The 22997-nt window shown below is 39.1% G+C and carries 24 protein-coding genes and 1 pseudogene; 15 read left to right on the top strand and 10 right to left on the bottom strand.

Annotated elements, in window-relative coordinates; translation table 11 throughout:
* A pseudogene (locus AAEY62_RS19040) lies at positions 1 to 306 on the top strand (IS4 family transposase); the annotation flags it as partial.
* 40 nt (positions 307 to 346) lie between these two features.
* Here the strand turns inward: AAEY62_RS19040 and AAEY62_RS19035 are convergent.
* Together AAEY62_RS19035 and AAEY62_RS19030 are read right to left on the bottom strand one after the other, a co-directional pair.
* Positions 347 to 1090, bottom strand: coding sequence for a zinc-dependent metalloprotease family protein (locus AAEY62_RS19035; RefSeq protein WP_007583576.1), 744 nt, complete (start codon positions 1088 to 1090; stop codon positions 347 to 349).
* Between the two features lie 127 nt (positions 1091 to 1217).
* Positions 1218 to 1922 (bottom strand): protease inhibitor BamI-like protein, encoded by a 705-nt coding sequence (locus AAEY62_RS19030; RefSeq protein ID WP_350635787.1) that lies wholly within the window; start codon positions 1920 to 1922, stop codon positions 1218 to 1220.
* A 379-nt stretch (positions 1923 to 2301) separates the two neighbouring features.
* On the opposite strand from AAEY62_RS19030, the gene AAEY62_RS19025 reads away from it, so the two are divergent.
* Positions 2302 to 3459, top strand: coding sequence for a benzoate/H(+) symporter BenE family transporter (locus AAEY62_RS19025; RefSeq protein WP_350635785.1), 1158 nt, complete (start codon positions 2302 to 2304; stop codon positions 3457 to 3459).
* 137 nt (positions 3460 to 3596) lie between these two features.
* On the opposite strand, the gene AAEY62_RS19020 is transcribed toward AAEY62_RS19025, so the two are convergent.
* From AAEY62_RS19020 to AAEY62_RS19000, 5 genes are all read right to left on the bottom strand, one after another.
* Positions 3597 to 4646: a DUF2955 domain-containing protein gene (locus AAEY62_RS19020; RefSeq protein WP_024607811.1), complete on the bottom strand. Its 1050-nt coding sequence runs from the start codon at positions 4644 to 4646 to the stop codon at positions 3597 to 3599.
* 10 nt (positions 4647 to 4656) lie between these two features.
* Positions 4657 to 5721, bottom strand: a complete 1065-nt coding sequence (locus AAEY62_RS19015) for an HlyD family secretion protein (RefSeq protein ID WP_024591513.1) — start codon at positions 5719 to 5721, stop codon at positions 4657 to 4659.
* Positions 5722 to 5729: 8 nt separating this feature from the next.
* Complete coding sequence (locus AAEY62_RS19010; protein WP_007583567.1) at positions 5730 to 6197, bottom strand: MarR family transcriptional regulator; 468 nt, start codon at positions 6195 to 6197, stop codon at positions 5730 to 5732.
* Positions 6198 to 6331: 134 nt separating this feature from the next.
* Entirely contained in the window at positions 6332 to 7216 is an 885-nt protein-coding gene (locus AAEY62_RS19005; protein ID WP_007583565.1) for a spermidine synthase, read from the bottom strand.
* The gene (locus tag AAEY62_RS19000) at positions 7209 to 7832 is read right to left on the bottom strand and encodes a fused MFS/spermidine synthase (RefSeq protein WP_007583564.1); all 624 of its coding nucleotides are present in this window, start codon (positions 7830 to 7832) and stop codon (positions 7209 to 7211) included. Before AAEY62_RS19000 ends, AAEY62_RS19005 begins: the two co-directional genes overlap by 8 nt.
* 274 nt (positions 7833 to 8106) lie before the next feature.
* On the opposite strand from AAEY62_RS19000, the gene AAEY62_RS18995 reads away from it, so the two are divergent.
* The 11 genes from AAEY62_RS18995 (at position 8107) to AAEY62_RS18945 (ending at position 16582) form a co-directional block, all read left to right on the top strand.
* Positions 8107 to 8760, top strand: a complete 654-nt coding sequence (locus tag AAEY62_RS18995; protein WP_033026818.1) for a thermostable hemolysin — start codon at positions 8107 to 8109, stop codon at positions 8758 to 8760.
* A complete protein-coding gene (locus AAEY62_RS18990) occupies positions 8757 to 10226 on the top strand; it encodes an AMP-binding protein (protein ID WP_024591516.1) in 1470 nt (489 codons plus the stop codon). Before AAEY62_RS18995 ends, AAEY62_RS18990 begins: the two co-directional genes overlap by 4 nt.
* Positions 10219 to 10908 carry an iron-containing redox enzyme family protein gene (locus tag AAEY62_RS18985; RefSeq protein ID WP_024591517.1) on the top strand — a complete coding sequence of 230 codons (690 nt, stop codon included), beginning with the start codon at positions 10219 to 10221 and terminating at the stop codon, positions 10906 to 10908. The genes AAEY62_RS18990 and AAEY62_RS18985 overlap by 8 nt, the downstream gene beginning before the upstream one ends.
* A complete protein-coding gene (locus AAEY62_RS18980; protein WP_024591518.1) occupies positions 10905 to 11675 on the top strand; it encodes an SDR family oxidoreductase in 771 nt (256 codons plus the stop codon). The genes AAEY62_RS18985 and AAEY62_RS18980 overlap by 4 nt, the downstream gene beginning before the upstream one ends.
* A gap of 21 nt (positions 11676 to 11696) precedes the next feature.
* Positions 11697 to 12344 (top strand): tetratricopeptide repeat protein, encoded by a 648-nt coding sequence (locus AAEY62_RS18975; protein WP_024591519.1) that lies wholly within the window; start codon positions 11697 to 11699, stop codon positions 12342 to 12344.
* A gap of 7 nt (positions 12345 to 12351) precedes the next feature.
* Positions 12352 to 13011 (top strand): response regulator, encoded by a 660-nt coding sequence (locus tag AAEY62_RS18970; RefSeq protein ID WP_007376647.1) that lies wholly within the window; start codon positions 12352 to 12354, stop codon positions 13009 to 13011.
* Between the two features lie 26 nt (positions 13012 to 13037).
* On the top strand, positions 13038 to 14351 hold the full coding sequence (locus AAEY62_RS18965; RefSeq protein ID WP_024591520.1) for an ATP-binding protein: 1314 nt from the start codon (positions 13038 to 13040) through the stop codon (positions 14349 to 14351).
* Positions 14344 to 14697, top strand: coding sequence for a cupredoxin domain-containing protein (locus AAEY62_RS18960; RefSeq protein WP_024591521.1), 354 nt, complete (start codon positions 14344 to 14346; stop codon positions 14695 to 14697). The genes AAEY62_RS18965 and AAEY62_RS18960 overlap by 8 nt, the downstream gene beginning before the upstream one ends.
* Positions 14684 to 15424: a hypothetical protein gene (locus AAEY62_RS18955; RefSeq protein WP_024591522.1), complete on the top strand. Its 741-nt coding sequence runs from the start codon at positions 14684 to 14686 to the stop codon at positions 15422 to 15424. The genes AAEY62_RS18960 and AAEY62_RS18955 overlap by 14 nt, the downstream gene beginning before the upstream one ends.
* Positions 15421 to 16137: a hypothetical protein gene (locus AAEY62_RS18950; protein WP_024591523.1), complete on the top strand. Its 717-nt coding sequence runs from the start codon at positions 15421 to 15423 to the stop codon at positions 16135 to 16137. Before AAEY62_RS18955 ends, AAEY62_RS18950 begins: the two co-directional genes overlap by 4 nt.
* 235 nt (positions 16138 to 16372) lie before the next feature.
* Entirely contained in the window at positions 16373 to 16582 is a 210-nt protein-coding gene (locus AAEY62_RS18945; RefSeq protein WP_002959120.1) for a cold-shock protein, read from the top strand.
* Between the two features lie 866 nt (positions 16583 to 17448).
* Here the strand turns inward: AAEY62_RS18945 and AAEY62_RS18940 are convergent.
* The 3 genes from AAEY62_RS18940 to udk form a co-directional block, all read right to left on the bottom strand.
* Positions 17449 to 18159 carry a substrate-binding periplasmic protein gene (locus AAEY62_RS18940; RefSeq protein ID WP_024591524.1) on the bottom strand — a complete coding sequence of 237 codons (711 nt, stop codon included), beginning with the start codon at positions 18157 to 18159 and terminating at the stop codon, positions 17449 to 17451.
* A 306-nt stretch (positions 18160 to 18465) separates the two neighbouring features.
* Positions 18466 to 19692, bottom strand: a complete 1227-nt coding sequence (locus AAEY62_RS18935) for a NupC/NupG family nucleoside CNT transporter (RefSeq protein ID WP_007583535.1) — start codon at positions 19690 to 19692, stop codon at positions 18466 to 18468.
* 17 nt (positions 19693 to 19709) lie between these two features.
* Positions 19710 to 20342 carry a uridine kinase gene (gene udk / locus AAEY62_RS18930; protein ID WP_007583533.1) on the bottom strand — a complete coding sequence of 211 codons (633 nt, stop codon included), beginning with the start codon at positions 20340 to 20342 and terminating at the stop codon, positions 19710 to 19712.
* Positions 20343 to 20534: 192 nt separating this feature from the next.
* Here udk and AAEY62_RS18925 point away from each other — a divergent pair, with 192 nt between their 5' ends.
* Together AAEY62_RS18925 and deoD are read left to right on the top strand one after the other, a co-directional pair.
* The gene (locus AAEY62_RS18925; RefSeq protein ID WP_024591525.1) at positions 20535 to 21767 is read left to right on the top strand and encodes a phosphopentomutase; all 1233 of its coding nucleotides are present in this window, start codon (positions 20535 to 20537) and stop codon (positions 21765 to 21767) included.
* Positions 21767 to 22471, top strand: a complete 705-nt coding sequence (deoD, locus tag AAEY62_RS18920) for a purine-nucleoside phosphorylase (RefSeq protein WP_002959109.1) — start codon at positions 21767 to 21769, stop codon at positions 22469 to 22471. Before AAEY62_RS18925 ends, deoD begins: the two co-directional genes overlap by 1 nt.
* Positions 22472 to 22997: the final 526 nt, after the last annotated feature.

Raw genomic sequence — 22997 nt, 5'->3', positions numbered from 1 at the left:
CAAGAATTATGGGGCGTAATGTTGAGCTATAACTTGCTCCGATACCAGATGGTGAAAATGGCGCAGAAAAAATCTGGGATATATGCAAAACACCTGAGTTTTACGACGTGTGCTATTAGTATTATTAACCTTATTCATACAATATTTATAGAAAATGCAGGACGGATACCTAAATCAATAGAGCAATTACAAGCTCAAGTTGAATATCACATATTGCCGATAAAACGGGAGCGGGCGTATCCGAGGTGTGTGAAACCAAAACCCAGTAAATACCCCAATAAAAAAAGCCAGTCAGCTGTTAACTGACTGGCATTAGGCTATTTAGCCCACTTTTTTATTGGGCAGCTTATTTAAAGTTAGCAATACTTGTTTTTGTAGCAGTAACTGTGCGAATTGCATGCGCTTGGTTTGTGATACCAAATGCAATACCGTTTACGCTCCAGCCAGGGTTAGAGAAGTAATCGTACTGAGTAGCGCTACCGTAAACGTGCGGGTAAGCCATTATACTTGCAAACTCGTTTTGTACGCCGTGACCCATGCCATCTACATATACACCGCCAGACGTATCACCTTGTTTGCGTGAATGCGCTAAACCTTGGTTATGACCAAGTTCGTGTACAAATGTAGTTGCACCACAATCAATTGCAGTGATTGAGTACATACGGCTGCTCATTGAGCTGTATAGATTGCCATTAGTGCCTTGGCCAACCCATGCTAAACCACATGAAATAAGCCCATTGCCAGCACTTTGACCAGTACCTAATACGGCAATCATGTCGGCTTTCCAATCGCTGCGTAAACCATCTACGTAGCTGCTATTTGTAACCGAATCTAACCAATCCTCAGACGGCGTTACTGCATAGTCACCTAAGTTTTGTTTGCCAGCTAAGCGTAGTGTTATATCAACGCCATTTTGGCTATATACCTGATTACTAAAAGCAATTAGTTGATTTATTTTAGTGTCAATATTGCTAGTTGCAGCAGCTGATTGGTCGGTATATAAAATACCGATATCGATTGTTTCTGCTTGTGCAACACTTGCTGCACATAATGCCGCAGCCAGTGCGGTTGTTGTGATTACTTTTTTCATTATTGTATTTCCTTACTCTTATTGTGGTTGGAACTTGTTTTTAACTTGGTTGAGCTCATAAAAAGCAGACACACTAAAGCTGCCTTATAGTGCGGCTTTAGTTGTTTTTTTATATTTTGATTATTGGTTAGCCATCAATTTTTGGTGCAAATATATCGATGCTTTTATCTGATTTGGGTTTTGGTGCGGTTACATCATGCTCTATGTGGCTTTTATATAAATCGCGTTTTGCTGCAATCCATCCGTACTTACCTTTACTTTCGAATACATAATTGCCAGAAGGCGCAGTAAATTGACCATATACGGCATCTTTACCTACCGTTAAAACGGTATTATGCATGCGGCCATCAACACCCACTATTTTGCCAAATATGCTCTTATCGCCATTTTCAGACTCAACCACATTAGTCACTTCTGCGGTGAATGTTTCGGCTGTTTGCGGAATAGCTAAATCAAAATTTTCGCCAGTTTCTAAAGCCTGTAAAGAATTTAAATCAAACTCAATGTAGGCTTCGTTATGTAAGTCGGTAGGTAAAACTTTTGCGTTTATAAGCACTTGCTTTGCTTTGTCGGATAGGCGATTTACGGCATCAAATTCTTCAAACGGTAAGCTGTTGTCAGGGGCAACAATAGGTTTAACGGTAATTGGATCTTTACTCATATCAATAGGTGCAGGGGGATGTGTATTGCGCGTTTTTTGTAAATCAATAGGAACAAAATCAATAGCAACAGGCGCGATAGGTTCGCCCGTTTCATCTGCATTAAAAAATAGCCCATAAACTGCAAATGCCGATAATGGTATAGCAATTAGTAAGACGACAGAACTCTTCATTTGTTTCTCTTTTAGTGTTTTTGGTTAACTGTTTGTTACGTTTTATATTATTAAATGGATTAGATCAAGATAATAAATGTAACCGAAAAGAATTAATTCTAAATTTCATAATCCCTTATAAAATATAAGGATATTTATTTTTGGTATGTTTTTCACTCTTTTTAGTATTGGTTTTTTGTAGGGTTTATGCGGCCTTTGGCGCGTTTGTGGGTACTTGTTTGTTTAGTTAAATACAATGGTTAAAAGTGACTTTTTGACGTTAATTACAATGAAAAATAAAAAGTGAATTTTTTTCATTCTTTGTAAACTAATCGCTAATTGCAATGCATTTATCGGGCACGTATGTTGTGTGCTGCATAAATGGCATTACGAGGGATTTATGAAGGTGTCTGATCAGTTGCTTAACCGAATTACAGCAGGACTTGTGGCTGTAATTATTGGTTTTTCGAGTTCTATTGCATTGATTTATCAGGTGGTGATAACCCTTGGAGGCACGCCCGATTTAGTAGCTAGTTGGATTTTAATGCTTGGTTTAGTGATGGGCACAACGTCAATAGGTTTGTCGTACTATTACAAAGTGCCTGTTTTAATTGCGTGGTCTACCACGGGGGCTGCATTACTGATTTCAAGTGCACAAGGGTATAACTTAAACGAGGCTATTGGCGCGTTTATGCTCAGTGCATTGCTCGTTTTTTTGTCGGGGGTGACGGGCTGGTTTGAAAAAATAATGAACCGTATTCCAAGTGAGCTTGCGTGCGCCATGTTGGCCGGCGTACTTGTTACCTTTGGTATTGATGTTTTTAATTTTATGAACGACATGCCTTTAGTGATTGGCTTAATGGTTGTTATGTACTTTATTGGTAAACGCTTTTTTGCCCGCTTTGCTATGTTAAGTGTGCTTATTATAGGCGTACTACTCGCTTGGCAAATGGGCCATATTGATACCAGCACACTGCACTGGAAAATGAGCGAATTTGCTTATATTGAACCCGTTTTTCACTTGCAAGCATGCATTAGCATAGGTTTACCACTTTATATAGTTACCATGACCTCGCAAAATTTACCGGGTATTGCTGTTTTAAAAGCGCATAAATATAAAGCGCCTATATCTGCGTCTCTTAATGTGACTGGTTTTGTAAATATGCTTACCGCCCCGTTTGGAGCTTATTCTATTAATTTAGCCGCTATTACTGCTGCTATTTGTATGAGTGATGAAGCGGATGAAAATCATGATAAACGTTATTGGGCGAGTATAGCGGCGGGCGCATTTTATATTTTAATGGCGCTGTGCGCGGCTACATTAGTTGGGTTGGTAGCAAGTTTACCGCAGGCACTTATTTTAGCTTTGGCGGGCATTGCGCTATTTGGCACCATTGCTAATAGTTTGCAGCAAGCCCTTAGTAGTACTAAATATACTGAGGCCGCAATTGTTACTTTTTTAGTAACAGCATCTAACTTAACATTGCTATCAGTGGGGTCTGCTTTTTGGGGAATTATAGCGGGTGTGCTTACTATTCTTATCACCCAAAAAGACTAAAAGCTTTATTGTGTACAAAGAGCTGCTGGTGAGTATTTAAAACAAAGTTATAGTTTATTTATATCATTAAAATAGCTTAACTAAGCTTATAAAAAAGGCTGCAATTGCAGCCTTTAGTTTTATAAAAAAAGATTTACCTAATCAAAAGTATGATGGCGAGTTACACTAAACCGATTAAGTATATGGTGCATAATATACACAACGCACAAACTTAATATTATAGCCACCGATACCGAGCTAAACCGATACATTGCGCTATAAACAAGATCTTGGCCTGGCCCGAGTGAGTTCCCAAATAAAATACCAAACGTAGTCAACACACCAAAACCAATACCAGGTATGCCTCCGCCTAAAATATGAAAACGCGCAAAAAGAAACGAAAGTATCCATAAAATAGCCATCGGAAAAAGTAAAAAATCAGAGTGACTATACAAAAATAGTTGCGATAGTAACGCTGCATTACACCCTATAAGCGTTCCAATTGCTCGCTGCCAACCAGCCATACCTGCGGCTTTCCAGCACAATGAAAACAAAATAAGCACAGAAGCTGCCTGCGCAGATATTGAGTCTTGTAAATCAAGAACCTGAAAAACCACAAAAGAGAGCGTAGCCACGGTTGAGCATAACAATACCTCATGGCGAATACTTTCTTTTGCTTTAGCTGGCATTACTCGCCCGGGCCTTGCGGTTACATCAGGAAATAGGCCATGCATTAATGCTCCAATAACAACGGTTAAAAATATAGCCAAACCATTAGTTAAAATTAACGGATAAATACTACTTCCTTCATCAACATAGCTCGAAAAATGTAGCTGAATAGAAAGGCTTATCACGCCTAAAGCGCCAAATAAAAAGGCGCTGCCGCTACTCATTTGGTGAAATAAAAAGCAGAAAACACCAAACACTAACAATGTCATAACGACTGGCAAGTGAGAAAATAATCCCTGCATTATTAGCACTATAAGCGCGCTAAATGCAGCAGATGCTATAAATTGATTTATAAGCCCACGACTTAACGTAGGTACCATGCCCAATATCAACATAGGATAAACGGTAAAAAATATACCATTTGGCCAGTTCATTAATTTACTAATAGTAAAGCCAAGGGTGCATCCACCTGCAATGCGTAGTGCTTGGCGAAGGCCATTAGAGTCTAATTGTGGGCCTTGGCTAACAATTTGAGTCATAAAACCTCCATTAATAAATGTAGTGTAACCAGCTAATAAACCTAATTTGTGCAGAGCCAAACCATTGCCCAATTGTCGATTCGGGTAATAATTGTACTGTTGCACGTGACCCGCTTGGCATGTTTGCTATTAAGTCTTGATGATTTACGAGCTTTAAATGAATGCGTTGACGTTGTGCATCGCGTACCCAACGATTGCTGGTTTCTGTTGTACTTAGTAAACCATTTGCACTAAGTTGACCATTGCTAACACCTGCTTCAAATGTTTCTAGTATTGCGTCGTAAACTTCACCTGGGCGGCTATCAAATACTACGCGCGCTTGAGTGCCTTGCTTCATATTTGAGAGTGACTTTTCTCTAAAGTCAGCAACTAAATCGGCTTTCTTAGCGACAATAGCTAATAATGGGCTGCCTGCAACAGCATACGCGCCGTCTAATAATTGTAAGTTAGCAACTACGCCGTCACTTAGTGCACGTACTTGCGTGTAGGATAAATTTAACTCAGCTTGCGCTAACTGGTTAGCAGCGTGGCGCATAGCTAAGTTTTTATTACCTGAGTCACCTCTAGCTAAAACTGCTTCAGCTAACTGCGCTTCTAGAGCCGCAACATTTGCTTTACTGGCTTCAAAATTAGCACGAATGCTTTCAAGCTCTTGCTCCGATATAGACTTTTGAGTATAGAGTTTTTCGCCTCTGCTTTTTAATAGCTTTTGCTCATGCTGCTTAGCATTTGCGGCACTAATTTGTGCTTCAAGGGCTTTAACATTGGTATCAAGACGCTTGTTTTGTAATTTGGCATCATCAAGCGCGAGTTGAGCTTGCTCTTTGGCTAAATTATATGGGCCTTCATCGATACTAAATAATATATCGCCCGCTTTAACTGATTGGTTATTATTAACTTGCACACTAGTGACTCGGCCACTAATTTGCGGTGATATTTGCACAACAGGGTGGTATACACGTGCCTGTGGTGTTACAGGCAAAACCATATCGGCCACTAAATAGTAAATAAATACTAAGATAAACCCTATGAGAGAAAACCTTACATAGCGTGCAAACTTTTGATCCGGTGTCATTTTTAGCCTTACTTATTAACTTGAATACATTTAAGGGCGTTTTGCTCTATTTTGATCAAACCAAATGCAATGGCATCTAGCTGCTCAACAGATAAACCGCTGTATAACTGATTTTTTATATCGGAAATGGTCTCTTGCAATGAATGTAAAATGGCATCACTTTGCTCAGTAAAATAGAGTCTTTTACTGCGCTTATCATGTTTGTCTACACGGCGAACGATTAACGATTGCTCCTCTAATTGCTTAAGCGTACGAGTCAGTGAAGGCATTTCTATCCCTAAGCTATTAGCAAGTTCAAGTTGTGTTAGTCCCTCACCACGCATATTTATATGCATTAGTGCAGTCCAGCGCGACTGAGTAAGCCCCAAAGGCTCAACAGCAATGGTTACTGCTTCGCGGCATAAGCGATGAACTCGGCCCATATTACCGATAACTGTTAAATCGAGTGTCTCGTGAAAAGGTTTTTGTGTAGGCATAGCCATCCCAACATAGTTAGCAAGCTAACTATTTTATCATTACTTAGCTTGCTAAGTAAATATGCGTAAGTGCGAGAAGTGGCAAAATATTTGCTAAACCTCACCTGTAAAAAAATGGTGAGGTTTAGGGGATTTTAAAAGTTAAGTAAATTAGCTGGGGAGTATTGATCGGTAAGTACTTTTGTATCTGCAGGCCAATCTTGGCCGTCTTTAGTAAAGTGCATAAGTTGGCTAATCGCTTTTATATCTACACCGTATTTTACTAATTTAGGGGCGAGAGCATTAACACGCGTGTTAATTTGGGCTTCGCTCGGTATTGATTTAAGTCCCGCTAAAATAATACGGTTGCTGCGATTTTCGCGGCTTACATTTATAAAGTCGCCAAATACAGCGTGGTAAGTTGCCGACTCATGCTCATAAAGTTTACTACTTGAAAACGTATTTGCGGCAATAACGCCACCATCGGCTAATACGCTTTGTACTTCTTCAAAAAACTCTTTAGTGAGCAAATGCTCCGGAATATAGTCACCGTTAAACGCATCCAAAATAATCCAATCGTACTTTTGCTTTTTAATAGCGGCGCGCTTTATAAAAATACGGCCATCTTGCACGCTTGATGTCACTAAGTCGTTTTCTATAAAGTTAAAGTAATCGCGTGCAACTTTAGTTACTGCAGGATCTATTTCAACATTATGAATATTTGCAGTGGGGTATAGCTCATGAATAACGTTAGAAAGTGTACCGCCACCCAATCCTATAATAAGTACACTTTTAGGGTTGTCGGTTACTAAAAGGCTCGCAAACGTCAATTTTGTGTAATTAAAAACAAGTTTGTCGGGATTGCTTTTATACATGCAACTTTGGCTTGTTTGGCTACTTTTAGTATTAAATTTAAGGCAACGTAAGTCGCTTGTTTCTTCAACAATAATATTGCGATAAAGCGAGCGTTCTTCATGAATAACCTTACTAAACGCAGAACCTGACAACACAATTAATGGCAGTAGCAAATATTTAAGCATGAGCAAGCCCCTTATTATTAACCAAGGTATTAATAACAATCGCGACTAAACCCAGTGCCCCAAGTGTTAAAGCAAAGGCGCTAATAATTGTATTCACGTCAAACGCGAGTACAAAGTAAAAAGAGGTAATTATAGTACCCAGGGCACTGCCAAGCGTACTTACAAAGTATAAACGCCCAGCCACTTGGCCGCTTTTATCGCTATCTGTTACCAGTAAGCGCACAGAGTAGGGCGAGATCATGCCTAAAATAACGGTAGGTATAAAAAATAAAGCAGTTGACGCTAAGAGCGAGCCGTAGCGGCTATCTTCAATATGGGTAAATATAAATTCCATTATAGGCTGCGAAAATAATGTAATAGGCACAACCATAATGCTGGCAATTAAAAATATTAAACCATATTTGGTAAGGGATGCATTTTTAGTGCTGAGTTTACCACCAAGTAAATACCCAAAAGATAAACTAAGCATAAACACAGTAATTATACTGCCCCAAATATGCACGCTACTGCCAAAAAAGGGGGCAAGAATTCTCCCACCTAAAAGCTCAATGCCCATTATGCAAAAGCCGCTGCAAAAAGCTAAAAAGTAAATTAACGCGTTTGTTTTTATGCTCATGTAATTATCGTTATGTAACTTAAGTAGAACACTATACTAACGTGATGCATACAAAGCTGCTAGGGCCTGTTGACCTAAGTTTAATTTAAAAAAGAAGTTTTGTTATAGCAATTTGTTAGTTAGTTGAATTCTGATCTATTTAGCTTGCCTAGGCCCTCGCGATTTAACACTTAAGACGCTTTTTCATTTAAATTAATTTTTTCTTAAGTTTTCTTTAAGTTTCACTCGTTAAGTTTAAACCCTGAAATATAAACAGGTTTAAATGAGCGAGCTTATGCAATTAGCCCACACTTCTACATCATTAGATTTAACACAAAATAACAGTCAGTTTATTAGTGCTCGTATTGATGATGTGCATCGAAAAAATCTCGAAAATACAGTGAAAGAAGGTTTTTTAGTTGCGTATAACGCTAAGCTTACTTCTTTTATGCCACTACTTTGCCAATACGTTACCGAGCAAGGAAAGTGCACGTTAGGGCTAAGGCAAGCAACTTCGCCATTGTTTATTGAGCAATATTTAGCATCACCCGTTGAAGATTTTTTAGATGAGAGCATTTCTCGCAATAAAATTTTTGAACTTGGTAATCTCTGCTCTACAAATCGAAGAGCAACACTTGCACATTTTATTATTGTTAACGAAGCTCTGCAAAGTGTGGGGGCAAAACATTTAGTGTTTTGTGCAACCAACAAAGTGCGTGCTTTATTGCGCTTACTTGGTGTTACGTGTACTGAAATTGCACTTGCGAGCAGTTTTGTAGTTGAGAACCCATTAAAGTGGGGCAGCTATTACGCCAACCAACCAACAGTATGCATTGTGAGCCTAGAGCAAGCTCACCAACAAGTACTAAATACCCCAATGCTTTATAGTTTGATGCAGCAAAACCACTCAAATATCAATTCTTTGGTAAATGCATTGGTGAACGTATGAATTACTATAATACACATTCAGTATCGCCATTAATTATTGCCCATAATAAAGAGCAAACACTTGAAATTAACGGTGATGAGTTTAACCAGCAAATACAAAAAGTAGTAAAAATACTACAAAGCTTTAACGGCAAATGTGTCGCTTATAAGCTCGATAATACGCCAGCTTGGCTTGTTATTGATGCCGCTACTGCAGTTTCTAATAAAGTGGCTGTGCCAATTGCTCACTTTTTTAGTGAACAACAAACTCAATATGTACTAGCGCAATGCGGCGCACATTTATTTATTAGCGACACGCTAAACCCTTTACTTGGGGAGCCGACTGCATCGATTACTATGTTTGAGTTTTACACGTTATATATTTACGAAATTGTTGTAGTTAAACCCGTCAGTTATTTTCCAGAAACTCAAAAAGTAACGTTTACATCAGGATCGACTGGGCAACCAAAAGGCGTGTGTTTATCTGCAAAGAGCCAAATGCAGGTAGCTCAATCTCTGTGCGATAAGATTAATATTAAAAAGCCTGTTCATTTATGTTTATTGCCGCTTGCTGTATTGCTTGAAAATATAGCCGGTGTGTATGCCCCCTTAAAAAGTGGCGGTACAGTGCATTTAATGCCGTTAAATGAATTAGGATTTGTTGGAACTGTATTAAAACAACCCGGACAGCTTATAGCTGCTATTGATAAAGTTAAGCCAAATACGCTTATTTTAGTGCCTGAACTATTAGCATGCTTAGTTGCTTTTGCAGAAGATGGGTGGCAACCGCCTAGTTCGTTACAGTTTATTGCAGTAGGTGGTGCGCTTGTCAGCGAAATGCTATTAACCAAAGCGCGTAGCTTAAATTTACCGGTATACCAAGGTTATGGGCTTTCTGAGGCGGCATCTGTAGTTAGTTTAAATACGCCCACAAACGATAACCTTCACAGTGCAGGCTCTGTGTTACCTCATATTCAAACCAAAATTGAAAATGGCCAGCTTTTTATAAAAGGCGATTTGTTTTTAGGTTACTTAAATCATCAACCTCACGACAAAAACCAGTGGTATGCAACCGGTGATCTGGTCGATCAGCATCAAAATACCTTATTTATTAAAGGCCGCCTAAAAAACCTAATTATTACCAGCATGGGGCGAAATATCAGTGCCGAGTGGCCTGAATCACTATTACTAAGTCAAAGCGGTATTTTACAAGCGGTTGTGTTTGGTGAAGGTCGACCTTTTTTAACCGCCATTATTTATGCCGATTCAAAGCTAAGTAACCCGGTGTTAGAGCAATACATTAACGCAATTAATAAACAACTACCCGACTATGCACGAATTCAAAAATGGCATCGTTTAACTGCCCCATTAAGTGTGCAACAAGGATTATTAACCACAAATAATCGTCCAAAACGAGATGCCATAAGTAAGCAGTACCATGCTGTGTTTGATCAATTTTACCGACTTGGAGAAGTAATTAATGAGTGATTTTTTTAACACCCTCAAAGAGCAAACTAAACAAGAGCAAAACTACTTGCTTGCAGCGCCTATTATTCAGCGTGTTTTTAAAGGCGAAGCATCACTTGAAGAATACGCCTCGTTTTTAGCGCAAGCATACCACCATGTTAAACACACAGTGCCATTAATGATGTCGGTTGGTGCACGATTAACCGACAATCAAGAATGGCTGCGCGAAGCAGTCGCAGAATACATTGAAGAAGAGATAGGTCATCAAGAGTGGGTACTTAATGATATTGCAGCCTGTGGTTTTGACAAAGAAACAGTTCGTCGCAGTCAGCCGCAATATGCTACGGAAATGATGGTGTCGTATGCGTACGACTCCATTACACGTAAAAATCCATTGAGCTTTTTTGGCATGGTGCATGTGCTTGAAGGCACTTCTATAGCGCTTGCTGATGGTGCGGCTTCAAACATTGCAAATGCTGTGGGCTTACCTAAAAAAGCATTTAGTTATTTAACCTCTCACGGCGCACTTGACATAGAGCATGTAAAGTTTTTTGAAAACCTAATGAACCAAATAACAGATGAGGCGGATCAGCAAGCCATACTACATGGTGCAAAGCGCTTTTATCGTTTATACGGCGATATATTTCGTGGACTCGATGACGAACCGTTTTTTAAAGCAAGTGCACAAGGTAAATTGGCATGAGTAGCGCTTTATGTGTGTTAACCGGCGCAACAGGCGGAATAGGGCAAGCTATTGCTAAAGCTCTACATGCAAAAGGGTGGAAGTTACTGCTTGTAGGGCGAAATACGCAAGCCCTTGAGGAGCTCAGTAGTGCATGCTCAGACAGTGAAATATTTGCTGGCGATTTAACCGACGATACAACACGCATTAACTTAGCAATAAAAGCCAAGCAACTCGGTGGCGTTAAGTTACTTATTAACAATGCCGGTATAAATACAATGCAAAGCTTAGAGCACACAAGTAATGAGCAAATAGATAATATGCTCGTTACTAATTTGTCGGTGCCTATTAAATTATGCCAGCTATTTTTAGGGCAGTTACACTATACCAAAGGCACCATTGTTAACGTGGGCTCATCGTTTGGCAGCATTGGTTACCCGTTTCAAACACTTTATTGCGCCAGTAAATTTGGTTTACGTGGTTTTACAGAAGCATTATCACGTGAGTTGAATGGTTCAGGCGTTAAAGTGACCTATTTAGCGCCTAGAGCAACAGATACATCCATTAATAGCAGTAAAGCGCGTGCAATGAATAAAGAACTCGGTAATAAAATGGACTCACCAGAATTAGTTGCTCAAGAGTTATTAGTGCTTATAAATTCGAATCAAACAAGGCGTTTTATTGGTTTTCCTGAAAAATTATTTGCACGCATAAATGGCGCATTCCCAAGCGTTGTTGATAACGCTATTGCAAAACAACTTCCTAAAATTAAACGTTTTTTAGGTTAACAAACACACAAGGGCAAAATTATGTATAAATTTACACTCGCATTTTATTTAGTACTAACAACTGTATTTGCAACCGCAGTACACGCAGATGAAACACAAGACTTAACCTCTATTCAACAAAAGTGGGCAATTGCTAACTACGAACTTGAAGATGATGCGCAAATAGATGCGTTTACACAGCTAAGTGAGCAAAGTGCATTGTTTGTTAAAAACTACCCAAACTCGGCACAAACACATATTTGGAATGGTATTGTGTTAGCCAGTTTTGCAGGCGCAAAAGGCGGGTTGGGTGCACTTGGTTTAGCAAAAGAGGCAAAAACGTCACTCGAAAATGCACTCTCAATTGATGGCACTGCACTAAATGGCTCAGCTTACGCAAGCCTTGCAACGCTTTACAGTAAAGTACCTGGTTGGCCAATTGGTTTTGGTGATGACGACAAAGCTGAAAAATTATTTAAACAAGCGCTCGCTTTTAATCTCGAAGGCATTGATACTAATTACTTATACGGTGAATACTTGTATGACGAAGGCGATTATAAACAAGCTAAAGCACGACTACTTGTAGCACAAGCCGCGGGCATTCGTGATACTCGTGCAAAAGCAGATAAATATCGCCAACAAGCAATAAGCCAGCTATTGGTAAAAGTAGATAAAAAACTAAAAAGATAAACACATAATGCATTTATTACTCGTTGAGGACGATCATTTAGTGGCGCAAGGGCTTATTCGCTCTTTGCGTCAAGAGGGCTACAGCGTAGAGCATAGTGGCACAGTAAAACACGCCTTAGAGTGCCTTTCTAGTGGTGAAATTGAGCTTGTTATTCTCGATTTAGGATTACCTGATGGCGACGGTTCGCAAGTTTTAAAGCATATTAAAGCGCAAAAAAAAGTTATTCCGGTGGTTATTTTAACTGCTCGCGGCAGTATTGATGACAAAGTCCAAGGGCTTGACATGGGCGCTGACGATTACCTTGCGAAGCCGTTTGATCCTGCTGAGTTATTTGCTCGACTACGTGTAGCAAGTCGACGTGTTAATCAAACTCAATCTAGTTTGTTACAATACGGAGAAGTCGTAATAGACAGCTCAGCGCATACGGTGACAGTTAGTGGGAAATCACTTACATTGCCGCGTAAAGAATACATGCTTTTAAAAGCGCTGATGGAAAATCAGGGAAGGGTGCAATCAAAACAACAACTCGAAAACAAACTTTACCAATGGGGTGAAGAAGTTGGCTCTAATGCCATAGAGGTGCATATTCATCATCTTCGTAAAAAATTCCCTAGCGATTTTATTAAAACCTTACGTGGCATTGGCTACGTGGTTGGTAAGCGTTAGGGTGTGTTTATCTTTCGGGGTTGAAAATGTCTATTCGTAAACGTCTGACCTTAATTTTACTTTCAATGATGGTGCTTACTTGCTTTTTGGCATTAGTAAAAGGCTATCAAAAAAGCATGCACCACGGCGAAAACTTGCTTGATAATGAACTTAAAATAGTCGCTGGCGTTTTAATTGAACAACCATTAGCACTAAGCACAAATGCAGTACAAGTAAGCAATAATAGTGCTCAGTTGTTGTATCAAATTTGGCAAAATAATAGTTTACTTAGTGGCTCATCGAGTTTATCAAATAACCAAATTAGTTTTAGCGAGGGCTTTCAAACTTCCAATGTAGCAGGGCAGCGCATGCGAGTGTTTGTGATGAGAAAAAATACCCGTAAAGTCATCGTTGCTGAGCCTATGTCAAAGCGGTTTGAATTAGCTGAAGCCGTTATTTTATCTGCAATGTTACCTATGTTATGGGCTGTCCCTCTGCTTGCTATTTTTATAAGTTTTTTTGTTAAATACGCATTAGCCCCTCTTACCCGACTATCTAAGCAGTTGGCTACTCGCCAAGCAAACGACTTTACGCCAATTAACTGGCAGGTAACCGACGAAGAAATTAAACCTGTTATTAATCGTTTAAACGATTTATTTAAACGAGTAGAAACCGCTTACTTACGAGAGCGCTTTTTTGCTTCAGATGCAGCTCACGAATTACGTACCCCGCTCAGTAGCTTAAAAATTAATGTACACAATTTAGCTAGTAAGCAAAGCAACTCGCAAAACCATCAAGAACTCCAAGCAATGTCACAAGGCATTAATCGCTTAAGTAATATTGTTGAACAAATGCTAATTTTAGGGCGCACTCAGCCTGAGCAATGGCAGAGGCAGTTTAGCGAGCAGTCATTGCTAGCGATTACTCAGCAAGTTGTATCGGAGCAATACGACAAAATAGACGGAAAAAATCAAACGATTAGCCTCGAAGGTGATGATTTTGTAATTAATGGTGATGAATTTACATTAACCACACTCATCGCTAATTTACTTAGCAATGCCATAAAATACACACCTGATAATGGTCAAATTATAATTAAATTAGCGTCAAGTAATAACGGCTTTAGTTGGCAAATTGATGATTCTGGTGCGGGCATGACCGAAGAGCAAAAAGACCGAATATTTAATCGCTTTTATCGCGTGGGTGGCGATCAACATCCATCAGGCGAGCAAGGTGCGGGTTTAGGTATGGCGATTGTTCAACACATAATTGCTATTTATGGCGCAAGTATTCATTTAGCGAATAGCCCTTTAGGCGGACTAACCGTTAAGGTTACTTTTACAGGAGTAAAAAGTGACTAAACGTTTATTTAATCAATGTCTTTGTTGTTTGCTATTTTTGTCGTTTAACGCGGCGAGTAAAGAGTACCTTATTATTTTAAAAGATCATTTGTTTTATCCCTCGCAAATAATTATTCCCGCAAATAAAAAAGTAAAACTATTGATAGAAAACCAAGATAGTACACCAGAAGAGTTTGATAGCTTTGATCTAAACAGAGAAAAAGTACTCTACCCAAATCGTAAAAGTATTATTTATATAGGACCGCTAAGTAAAGGGCATTACGAGTTTTTTGGTGAGTTTTCGCCAAATACAGCAAGGGGCGTTGTTATAGTTAGCGATGAAGGGGCGCAGCATGCTAATAACTAGTTTAGTCATGAGCCTTAATCAATTACTACCAGTGGCTATTTTATTAGTGCTACTACAAGTAGTTAAAAAACAAAGCTCTTTAAAAATAGGGTCTGCTTTAGTAATAGGCGCGGTAATGTCGTTTTTGTACATGCAAAGTGCGTCGTGGGTGAGCCAGTGGTTTGAACACCAAGGGTTAGAGTACTCACAAATAGGGCTATGTATCACTATATTTATTGCTGTATTGGTATTTGCACTAAAGCAAAAGTCAGCGGCATTTTATATCGCAGTTATAAGCACAATAACGCTCTATTTAAGCCACTATATTATTTACCTCACCAGTTTTTGGCAAAATAATGATGCAGGGCAAAGCTTATTTATTGGCACTTTATTAGGTGTTGGAATTTGTTTAAGTTTTAGCGTATTGCTGTACTTTTTAATGAATGCAATTAAGCACCGTTTTGGTATGTATCCGCTTTTTACTTTGCTTGCTTTTAACAGCGCGGCTAAATTATTAGTTGCACTGGATTTAGCGAGTCAAATAGATTTAATTACAAACACCTCAACAGTGTGGGATTTACGTGATTTGTTAAACGAAAACTCTGAGCTCGGCCGTGTACTGCGTGCTCTTGTTGGTTACGAGGCCACTCCTGATTTAATGAGTGTACTTATATATAGTACAAGCAGCGTGTTATTTTTATTACTTTGTTATGTTATTTCGGCTTCAATAACTAAGGAACGTGTATGAAAGCACTCAACCTATATTTAGCGCTTAGTTTTACCGCTCTTTGTTTGTTGGTATTCTCAATCCAAGCAAAGGCCGATGGTATTGTTGTTGATAAGGTATATCACCCCTATGTTTTGCCTTTTGAGCGTGAATTTGAGTGGCGATTAGTGTCGCACCAAACAGATAGTGGCAACATACTAGCGCAGCGTTTGGGTGGCGGTGGTGCTATTAACGATACAATGGCACTCGAAGGCTATTTAGTTGGTGAGCGAGACGACAACGGCGACTTTGGATTAGAAGCTTATGAGCTTGAGCTACGTTGGCAATTAATTGAACAAGGTAAATTATGGGCTGATTGGGGCGCGTTATTTGAGCTTGAAAAAAAACATAACGAAGATGTGTATGAGGCAACTTCGGGTTTTGTGATCGAAAAAGAGTTTGGTAAAACAAGCTTAACTATGAATGCCTTTTTAGTGTACGAGTGGGGGCAAGACATTAAAAATGAATGGGAAAGTGAGTTTAGAGCACAATATCGCTATCGATATCGCTCTGCTTTCCAGCCTTCTATAGAGGTTTACGTAGGTGAAGACTTTATTGGTATAGGGCCTGGCTTTATAGGTTTACAGCGCTTTGATGGGCAAAAGCAATTAAAATGGGAAGCGGGTTTCATCACTGAGATAAGCCAATCAGAAAAAAACCATAGTTTTAGGCTCGCATTAGAATTTGAATTTTAATAACAACTAAAAGTAGTTTTGGTTGTTTATTATTCTGATTATAGATAGGTACTTGACATATTATTTAAACTCTATATAGTGGGCCGCAGCTAGAAAGAAAGCATGTAAGCTATAAATCTCCATTTCGATATAAGTAATACTTGTAGTACCGTCCTGAAGTTTTTAAAGTACCATCTCATTTTTTGCTACACCCGCTCTTATGAGCATATTTTTATTTTTATTTCAGGATATTACAATGTCTAACATCGTATCAGGTACAGTTAAGTGGTTTAACGAGTCTAAAGGTTTTGGTTTCATCGAGCAAGAAAATGGCCCAGACGTTTTCGCACATTTCTCAGCAATCAAAAGCGAAGGTTTCAAAACTTTAGCTGAAGGCCAACGTGTAGAGTTTACTCTTTCACAAGGTCAAAAAGGTCCACAAGCTGATAACATCACAGCTGTATAATTTTACTTTTTAAGTAAAATGAAAAAAAAGCGCTTAAGGCGCTTTTTTTGTGTCTGAAATTTGACTCAAACCAAGCAACGCCCATTATCAATGTAAATTAACTAAATGATATTGCTATTATTTAGCCCCTCCTAATATTCGTTTTTCTATTCTTCTAAGTCATTGCGCTAATGCAAGTGAGTTTAAGCTTGTAATTTATACCGAACATTTCTCCCTTATAATTTCAAAACAACAAATTCAAAACGACAAAGATCAGCTTGTTGGTATTACTCTCGATATCGTAAAAGATATTTGCACAGCTATTAATATAACCTGCGAGTTTAAATTGCTTCCTTGGAAGCGTGCTTATAACTTAGTTTAAAAGCCCCTTACTTTGGCATTGTTTCAATAATTAAAAACATCGAACGTGACCCACCAATTTTATTGGGCTGGGCCGCTGGCGCGAGTCAAACTTTCTTTTATAAGCTCAAAGCTGATAAGTAAGTTATACCAATTCCATTAAGTATGCGGTCTAAATTTTACGCCGAAAAAACAATTCAGCTCTAGGCGTAAATAAAATTGGTTTTAAAGCGGGCGAAAACTTACTAATGTTTAGAGGCGAAAACAATATATGGATTTGTTTTTAAGAAGAAAAATAGATCTAATTTAGGTTCAAAAGTTACAATAAAGTATAGCTAGAACTCTTTGGATATAAAGCAACTGACGCAGTGAAGTGCAAGAATTACCTCTTCCTAAGCTTGTGAGCAATTACATTGCATTTAATAAATCAGTACCAGAGCATGTCATAAAGTAATTTTATGAAGAATATAAAAAGTTAAAAATGAAAGATGATTTTGTCGCCCATAAGCATACTTATCTTCAATGATTTATCTTTCGTAAGGCAGCCCTTTCTTTTGCTTTATTTTTAAAAATGCAGCTTGCAGTGCTTCTATTAAATGCATATCTGTTTTTTTATTTGCAGCTAAATAAGCATCAATTGTTAGCTCATCTATTTTATAAATAAACTTTAAGTGTGCTGGTTTGAGCTTTAGATAATCACTCATCTGCTGCATGAATAAAGGATCGTCTACAATTAAATCTACTTTTTTAGCTAATAGTAAAGAGTATGATTTTTGAATATCAGAGGTTAAAACAACTTCAAAGCCAAGTTTCGTGAGGGTTTGTGTTGAAAAGTCATTGCGTTGCATTGCAATTTTATACACTTTTGCTTGTTCAGTATTATTTATAATAAGATCATTTCGCTCTGATAGGCCGATAAAGCCCAGCTCAAATCGTCCAACTGGTCCAATCCAATAAAATTTATTTTCTCGCTCTACAGTGCGTGCAAGGCTGTATATAAAGGTGTTTTTTAACTCATCTGCAATTTTATAAGCACGTGCCCAAGGATACATTTGAATGTTAGGTGTGAGATCAGCCTCAGCAAATATATCTCTAATAAACTGAGTACCTTCACCTGCTACCTCGCCATTAATCAATACTTGGTTTGGTGGTGCTAACTCTGTAACAACAAGCAGGGCTTCCTTTGCTTGAACATACACAGAACAAATTAAAAAAAGAGAATAAAGAATATATTTCACAATAGCGAATCGTCATTCGGTTAGCTTAAGTAATAATAAGTGTGGCTGAAAATATGAAAAACACAAAAATTATTTATGTGAACTTGTTACTAAGATATTGGTTTATTTGAGTTATGTATAACTATAAAGGGGGCTAGATAGATAAGTGGCTTGAGGTTTGAAGTAGTTGAGGCTAAAAATTAAGGCCTAAAACGATAAAAGGGCCTTGCGGCCCTTGGTGAAGTATCGTTCAAGTCAGATAGAGCTTTAACCCCTTAAAGCGCTATCCTCTTGTTTTGCAACACCGGTGTTCATCTCAATAAGTTTCTAAGCTAGCGAGAGGAAAAACCCAGCAATTGCTGCGCTCATAAGGTTAGCCATAGATCCTGCTAACACTGCTCTGAGCCCTAAGCGTGCGATATCCTTCCGCCGACTAGGCGCCATACCGCCTAACCCACCTAGTAAAATGGCTATCGATGATAAGTTAGCAAACCCACATAAAGCAAAAGTAACGATTGCTTGTGTGTGCGCGCTTAACGTATCGCGATAATTTATAAAGTCTAAGTAAGCAACAAACTCGTTCACTACTATCTTTTGACCAATAAAGCTGCCGGCTATAATCGCTTCATCCCATGGCACACCTAGTAACCATGCAACTGGAGCAAATACATAACCTAATATTTCTTGAAGCGTTAATGTTGGGTAATCAAACCACCCGCCAATACCGCCTAATAAACCGTTTAATAATGCAATTAGCGCTACAAAAGCAAGTAACATTGCACCTACATTAAGTGCTAAATGCATACCGTTTGCAGCACCTGATGCAGCTGCATCAATTACATTTACAGGCTTATCTTCGTCATCTAAATCTAAATCAGCTAAGTTATCTCTAGGCGTTTCAGTTTCTGGCACAATCATCTTGGCCATTAAGAAACCACCTGGTGCAGCCATAAAGCTCGCAGCAATAAGATACTTAAGATCTACGCCAATAATTACGTAACCGGCCATTACAGAGCCTGCTACAGTGGCTAAGCCACCTACCATTACTGCAAACAATTCCGACTTTGTCATCGTTGCTATAAATGGCTTAACTATTAACGGTGCTTCAGTTTGGCCTACAAAAATATTTGCAGTTGCTGAAAGCGATTCTGTGCGAGAGGTCTTCAATAATTTTTGTAAACCGCCGCCTAAAATCCTAATTATCCAATCCATAATGCCAAGGTGATATAACACAGCAACAAGCGCTGAGAAAAACACGATAACTGGCAAAACTTGAATTGCAAAAATAAAACCTAATGTGTCTTGTGAGGCGAGTGGACCAAATAAAAACCCAATACCATCATTAGCATAACCAATAACCGACGAGACGGCTGATGACATGCTAGTTAACACATTTTTTCCTGCTTCGAAAAACAGAACAAAACCGCCTATAACAATTTGCATCGCAAATGCTATACCAACGGTTCTTAAATTAATTGCCTTGCGATTAGTTGACGCAGCAAAGGCAATGCTTAGTAGCACACACATGCCTACTAAGCTCATAAATGTTGTCATACAAATGTTTCCCGTTGTTATTCTTGTAGTAAATATTTAATTTTACTTTTTATTATATCAATCGCAACGCGGTTCATGCCGCCTCGAGTCACAACTAAATCAGCGTTATGCTTAGAAGGCTCAATGAATTGATAAAACATCGGTCTAACAGTTGCCTGATATTGCTCAACAACAGATTGTAATGTTCTGCCTCGTTGCTCCATATCACGTTGCATACGACGCATTAAACAAATATCTAAAGGTGTGTCTATAAACACCTTAATATCAAATTCTTTATTAAGCGCTTTATCACTCAATAGTAAAATACCTTCAACAATGAGTATTTTAGCAGCTGGCACTCGTCGTGTGGTTGCGCTACGCGTGTGCTGTGCATAATCATACGTTGGTACTTCTACTGAGTTACCACAACGAAGTTGCGTTAAATGCTCAAGCATTAATGCGTGTTCAAATGCATCTGGATGGTCGTAATTTGTTTGCGTACGATGAGCCATCGGCAAATGCGACTGATCCTTGTAATAAGCATCTTCTTCAATAATGGCGATAGCGCCTGGTTCAAGCTCATTAACCAATTCATTGTAAATTGTTTGGCTAAAAAGAGATTTGCCCGACGCTGATGCGCCTGCAATGGCTATAATAGTAGTTCGTGTCACTAAAGTTCTCATCCACACAGAAAGATATATTGTTGGTAGATCACAATAGCAAAAAAGACACGATTAATCTCTTTTGCTTCGCTCAAGGGTGCAAATTTATAATGTTTAGGTTTTATGAAACAGGACTTTTGTCCTGTACGGAAAATTCGATCAGCGGATAAAGTAACCACCTAGAATCAAAGTGAGGTCAAAATGGCAAGAGCAATTATTTTAATGGCAGATAGCCTAGGAATCGGTGCAGCACCAGATGCAGATAAATTCGGCGATCTTGGGGCTAATACATTCGCTCACTTACTAAAAGCATATTACGACGAAACAGGCAGTGCACTGTCTCTTCCTAACCTATCAAAACTTGGGTTAGTGGATGCATGTGAAGCTGCCGGTGGCGAACCGTGTTTAATTTCAGACCGCCAAGCTCCTCAAGGTGCATGGGGTTACGCTAAAGAAATCTCTAGCGGAAAAGACACGCCATCAGGTCATTGGGAAATGGCAGGCGTACCTGTGTTATTTGATTGGGGATATTTCCCAAAAACACAGCCAAGTTTCCCACAAGAATTTATAGACGAGTTTATTGCTCGTACAGGTATTCCAGGCATTTTAGGCAATTGCCATGCATCAGGAACTACCATTTTAGAACAGCTAGGTGAAGAGCACGTAAAAACAGGTAAACCAATCTGTTACACCTCAGCTGATAGCGTGTTTCAAATAGCCGCGCATGAAGAGTCATTCGGCCTAGAGAAGCTTTATCAAGTTTGCGAAATCGCACGGGCGCTACTTGATGAAATGAACATAGGACGAGTGATTGCGCGGCCATTTTTGGGTTCAAATAGCCAAGACTTTGCTCGAACGGGTAATCGTCGTGACTATTCAGTACTTCCGCCAGCACCAACATTGCTAGATGTACTAGCAAAAGACGGCGGCGAAGTAATTAGTATTGGTAAAATTTCAGATATTTACGCGCATCAGGGCATAACCCAAAAGCATAAAGCACCTGGGCTTATGAACTTGCTAGAAAAAACCAGTGAAGTAATGGAAAGTGCGCCAGATCGTAGCTTAATCTTTACTAACCTAGTTGATTTTGATGAAAAATTTGGTCATCGTCGTAATCCAGTAGGATACGCAAAAGCATTAAAAGAATTTGATGACTATTTACCAACTATACTAAATCAGTTAAAAGCAGATGACGTATTAATGATCACTGCAGATCATGGCTGTGACCCAACCTTTCCAGGTTCTGAGCACACTCGTGAATACGTACCTGTTATTGCATACCAACCAGGTATGAGTAACACACCATTAGGTGAACGCAACAGCTTTGCAGATATAGGTCAAACACTGGCACAGTGGTTTAGCTTATCTGCGCTTGATTACGGCGACAGCTTTTTAAATGAGCTAAAAATGCCAAATAAAAAGGAAAACAATTAATGAGTACTCCGCATATCAGTGCAAACGTTGGTGATTTCGCCGAAACAGTATTAATGCCAGGCGATCCGCTACGTGCGCAATATATTGCTGAAAACTTTTTAGATGATGCAGTACAAGTTACAGGCGTTCGTAACATGTACGGTTTCACTGGTACTTACAAAGGTAAGCCAGTAAGTATCATGGGTTCAGGCATGGGCATTCCATCAATGTCTATTTATGCACGTGAGCTAATTGTAAGCTTTGGCGTTAAAAATATTATACGTATTGGTACGTGTGGCGGTATTGGCACAGATATCAAAATTCGTGACGTAATTTTTGCACAAGGTGCAAGCACAGATTCAAACGTAAACCGTGCACGCGTACGTGGCTACGATTTTGCTGCTATTGCTAACTTTGACCTACTTTTAAACGGCGTAAACGCTGCTAAAGAGCTAGGAATTAAAGCAAAAGTAGGTAACGTATTTACGACAGACACATTCTATCAAGCAGATGACTCGTTCTATAAAGACTTAGACAAGTTAGGCATGCTAGCAGTAGATATGGAAACAGCAGGTTTATACGGCGTTGCAGCTGAATACGGCGCAAACGCAATGGCATTATTTACAGTAAGTGACCACGTAATCACTGGCGAAGCAACACCTGCTGATGAGCGTCAAAGCACGTTTAACGAAATGGTTAAAATTGCGTTAGAGTCAATAGCTTAAATAATACATAACAGTTCCTTGGTAACGTATTCACTAAGTTTTGGAGACACGCCCAAAGTGAAGTGAGACTAAACCTCCAAAGCCGCATTTTATGCGGCTTTTTTTATGCCTGAAGAAAATGGGTAGCAGCTTCTAATTACTTATACCAATTCGCTTAATTAAGTGATCTATTTTGAGGATGGAAAAACGTGTTGATAGCTAGGCAAAAAATTCGCTATTTAGTTGTTCTAAATGAGAATTTTTTAACGCAGGTAGTGACACGTTTAGCCCCTAAAAATGATTAAGTATTATTGCGGGTTGGTATTAATTCAACCATCTAAAAACTGCGTTTTTAAACGCCTGCAAGCAGCGCGTCTACAGGTGGATTTTAGCCACCGCGTTAAGTTTTCCACGTAGGCGCAGAGCTCGCTCGCGCGAGAAGCGCAGCTTCTAATTACTTAATCACCCACCCTAAAAACTACGTTTTTAAACGCCCGCAAGCAGCGCGTCTACAAGTGAATTTTAACCACCGCGTTAAGTTTTCCAC

The sequence above is a fragment of the Pseudoalteromonas sp. GW168-MNA-CIBAN-0100 genome (assembly GCF_040309225.1).
Lineage (GTDB): Bacteria > Pseudomonadota > Gammaproteobacteria > Enterobacterales > Alteromonadaceae > Pseudoalteromonas > Pseudoalteromonas arctica.
The sequence above is the reverse complement of the archived record's forward strand: the minus strand, read 5'-3'. Positions and strand labels throughout refer to the sequence as shown.

Coding starts and splice junctions, on each gene's coding strand:
- AAEY62_RS18945 (WP_002959120.1), top strand. CDS start 16,373: ATGTCTAACATCGTATCAGGTACAGTTAAGTGGTTTAACGAGTCTAAA.
- AAEY62_RS18970 (WP_007376647.1), top strand. CDS start 12,352: ATGCATTTATTACTCGTTGAGGACGATCATTTAGTGGCGCAAGGGCTT.
- AAEY62_RS19025 (WP_350635785.1), top strand. CDS start 2,302: ATGAAGGTGTCTGATCAGTTGCTTAACCGAATTACAGCAGGACTTGTG.
- AAEY62_RS19035 (WP_007583576.1), bottom strand. CDS start 1,090: ATGAAAAAAGTAATCACAACAACCGCACTGGCTGCGGCATTATGTGCA.
- AAEY62_RS18925 (WP_024591525.1), top strand. CDS start 20,535: ATGGCAAGAGCAATTATTTTAATGGCAGATAGCCTAGGAATCGGTGCA.
- AAEY62_RS19005 (WP_007583565.1), bottom strand. CDS start 7,216: ATGCTTAAATATTTGCTACTGCCATTAATTGTGTTGTCAGGTTCTGCG.
- AAEY62_RS19015 (WP_024591513.1), bottom strand. CDS start 5,721: ATGACACCGGATCAAAAGTTTGCACGCTATGTAAGGTTTTCTCTCATA.
- AAEY62_RS19010 (WP_007583567.1), bottom strand. CDS start 6,197: ATGCCTACACAAAAACCTTTTCACGAGACACTCGATTTAACAGTTATC.
- AAEY62_RS18990 (WP_024591516.1), top strand. CDS start 8,757: ATGAATTACTATAATACACATTCAGTATCGCCATTAATTATTGCCCAT.
- AAEY62_RS19020 (WP_024607811.1), bottom strand. CDS start 4,646: ATGACTCAAATTGTTAGCCAAGGCCCACAATTAGACTCTAATGGCCTT.
- AAEY62_RS18975 (WP_024591519.1), top strand. CDS start 11,697: ATGTATAAATTTACACTCGCATTTTATTTAGTACTAACAACTGTATTT.
- AAEY62_RS18985 (WP_024591517.1), top strand. CDS start 10,219: ATGAGTGATTTTTTTAACACCCTCAAAGAGCAAACTAAACAAGAGCAA.
- AAEY62_RS18980 (WP_024591518.1), top strand. CDS start 10,905: ATGAGTAGCGCTTTATGTGTGTTAACCGGCGCAACAGGCGGAATAGGG.
- AAEY62_RS18965 (WP_024591520.1), top strand. CDS start 13,038: ATGTCTATTCGTAAACGTCTGACCTTAATTTTACTTTCAATGATGGTG.
- deoD (WP_002959109.1), top strand. CDS start 21,767: ATGAGTACTCCGCATATCAGTGCAAACGTTGGTGATTTCGCCGAAACA.
- AAEY62_RS18935 (WP_007583535.1), bottom strand. CDS start 19,692: ATGACAACATTTATGAGCTTAGTAGGCATGTGTGTGCTACTAAGCATT.
- AAEY62_RS19000 (WP_007583564.1), bottom strand. CDS start 7,832: ATGAGCATAAAAACAAACGCGTTAATTTACTTTTTAGCTTTTTGCAGC.
- AAEY62_RS19030 (WP_350635787.1), bottom strand. CDS start 1,922: ATGAAGAGTTCTGTCGTCTTACTAATTGCTATACCATTATCGGCATTT.
- AAEY62_RS18995 (WP_033026818.1), top strand. CDS start 8,107: ATGCAATTAGCCCACACTTCTACATCATTAGATTTAACACAAAATAAC.
- AAEY62_RS18950 (WP_024591523.1), top strand. CDS start 15,421: ATGAAAGCACTCAACCTATATTTAGCGCTTAGTTTTACCGCTCTTTGT.
- AAEY62_RS18955 (WP_024591522.1), top strand. CDS start 14,684: ATGCTAATAACTAGTTTAGTCATGAGCCTTAATCAATTACTACCAGTG.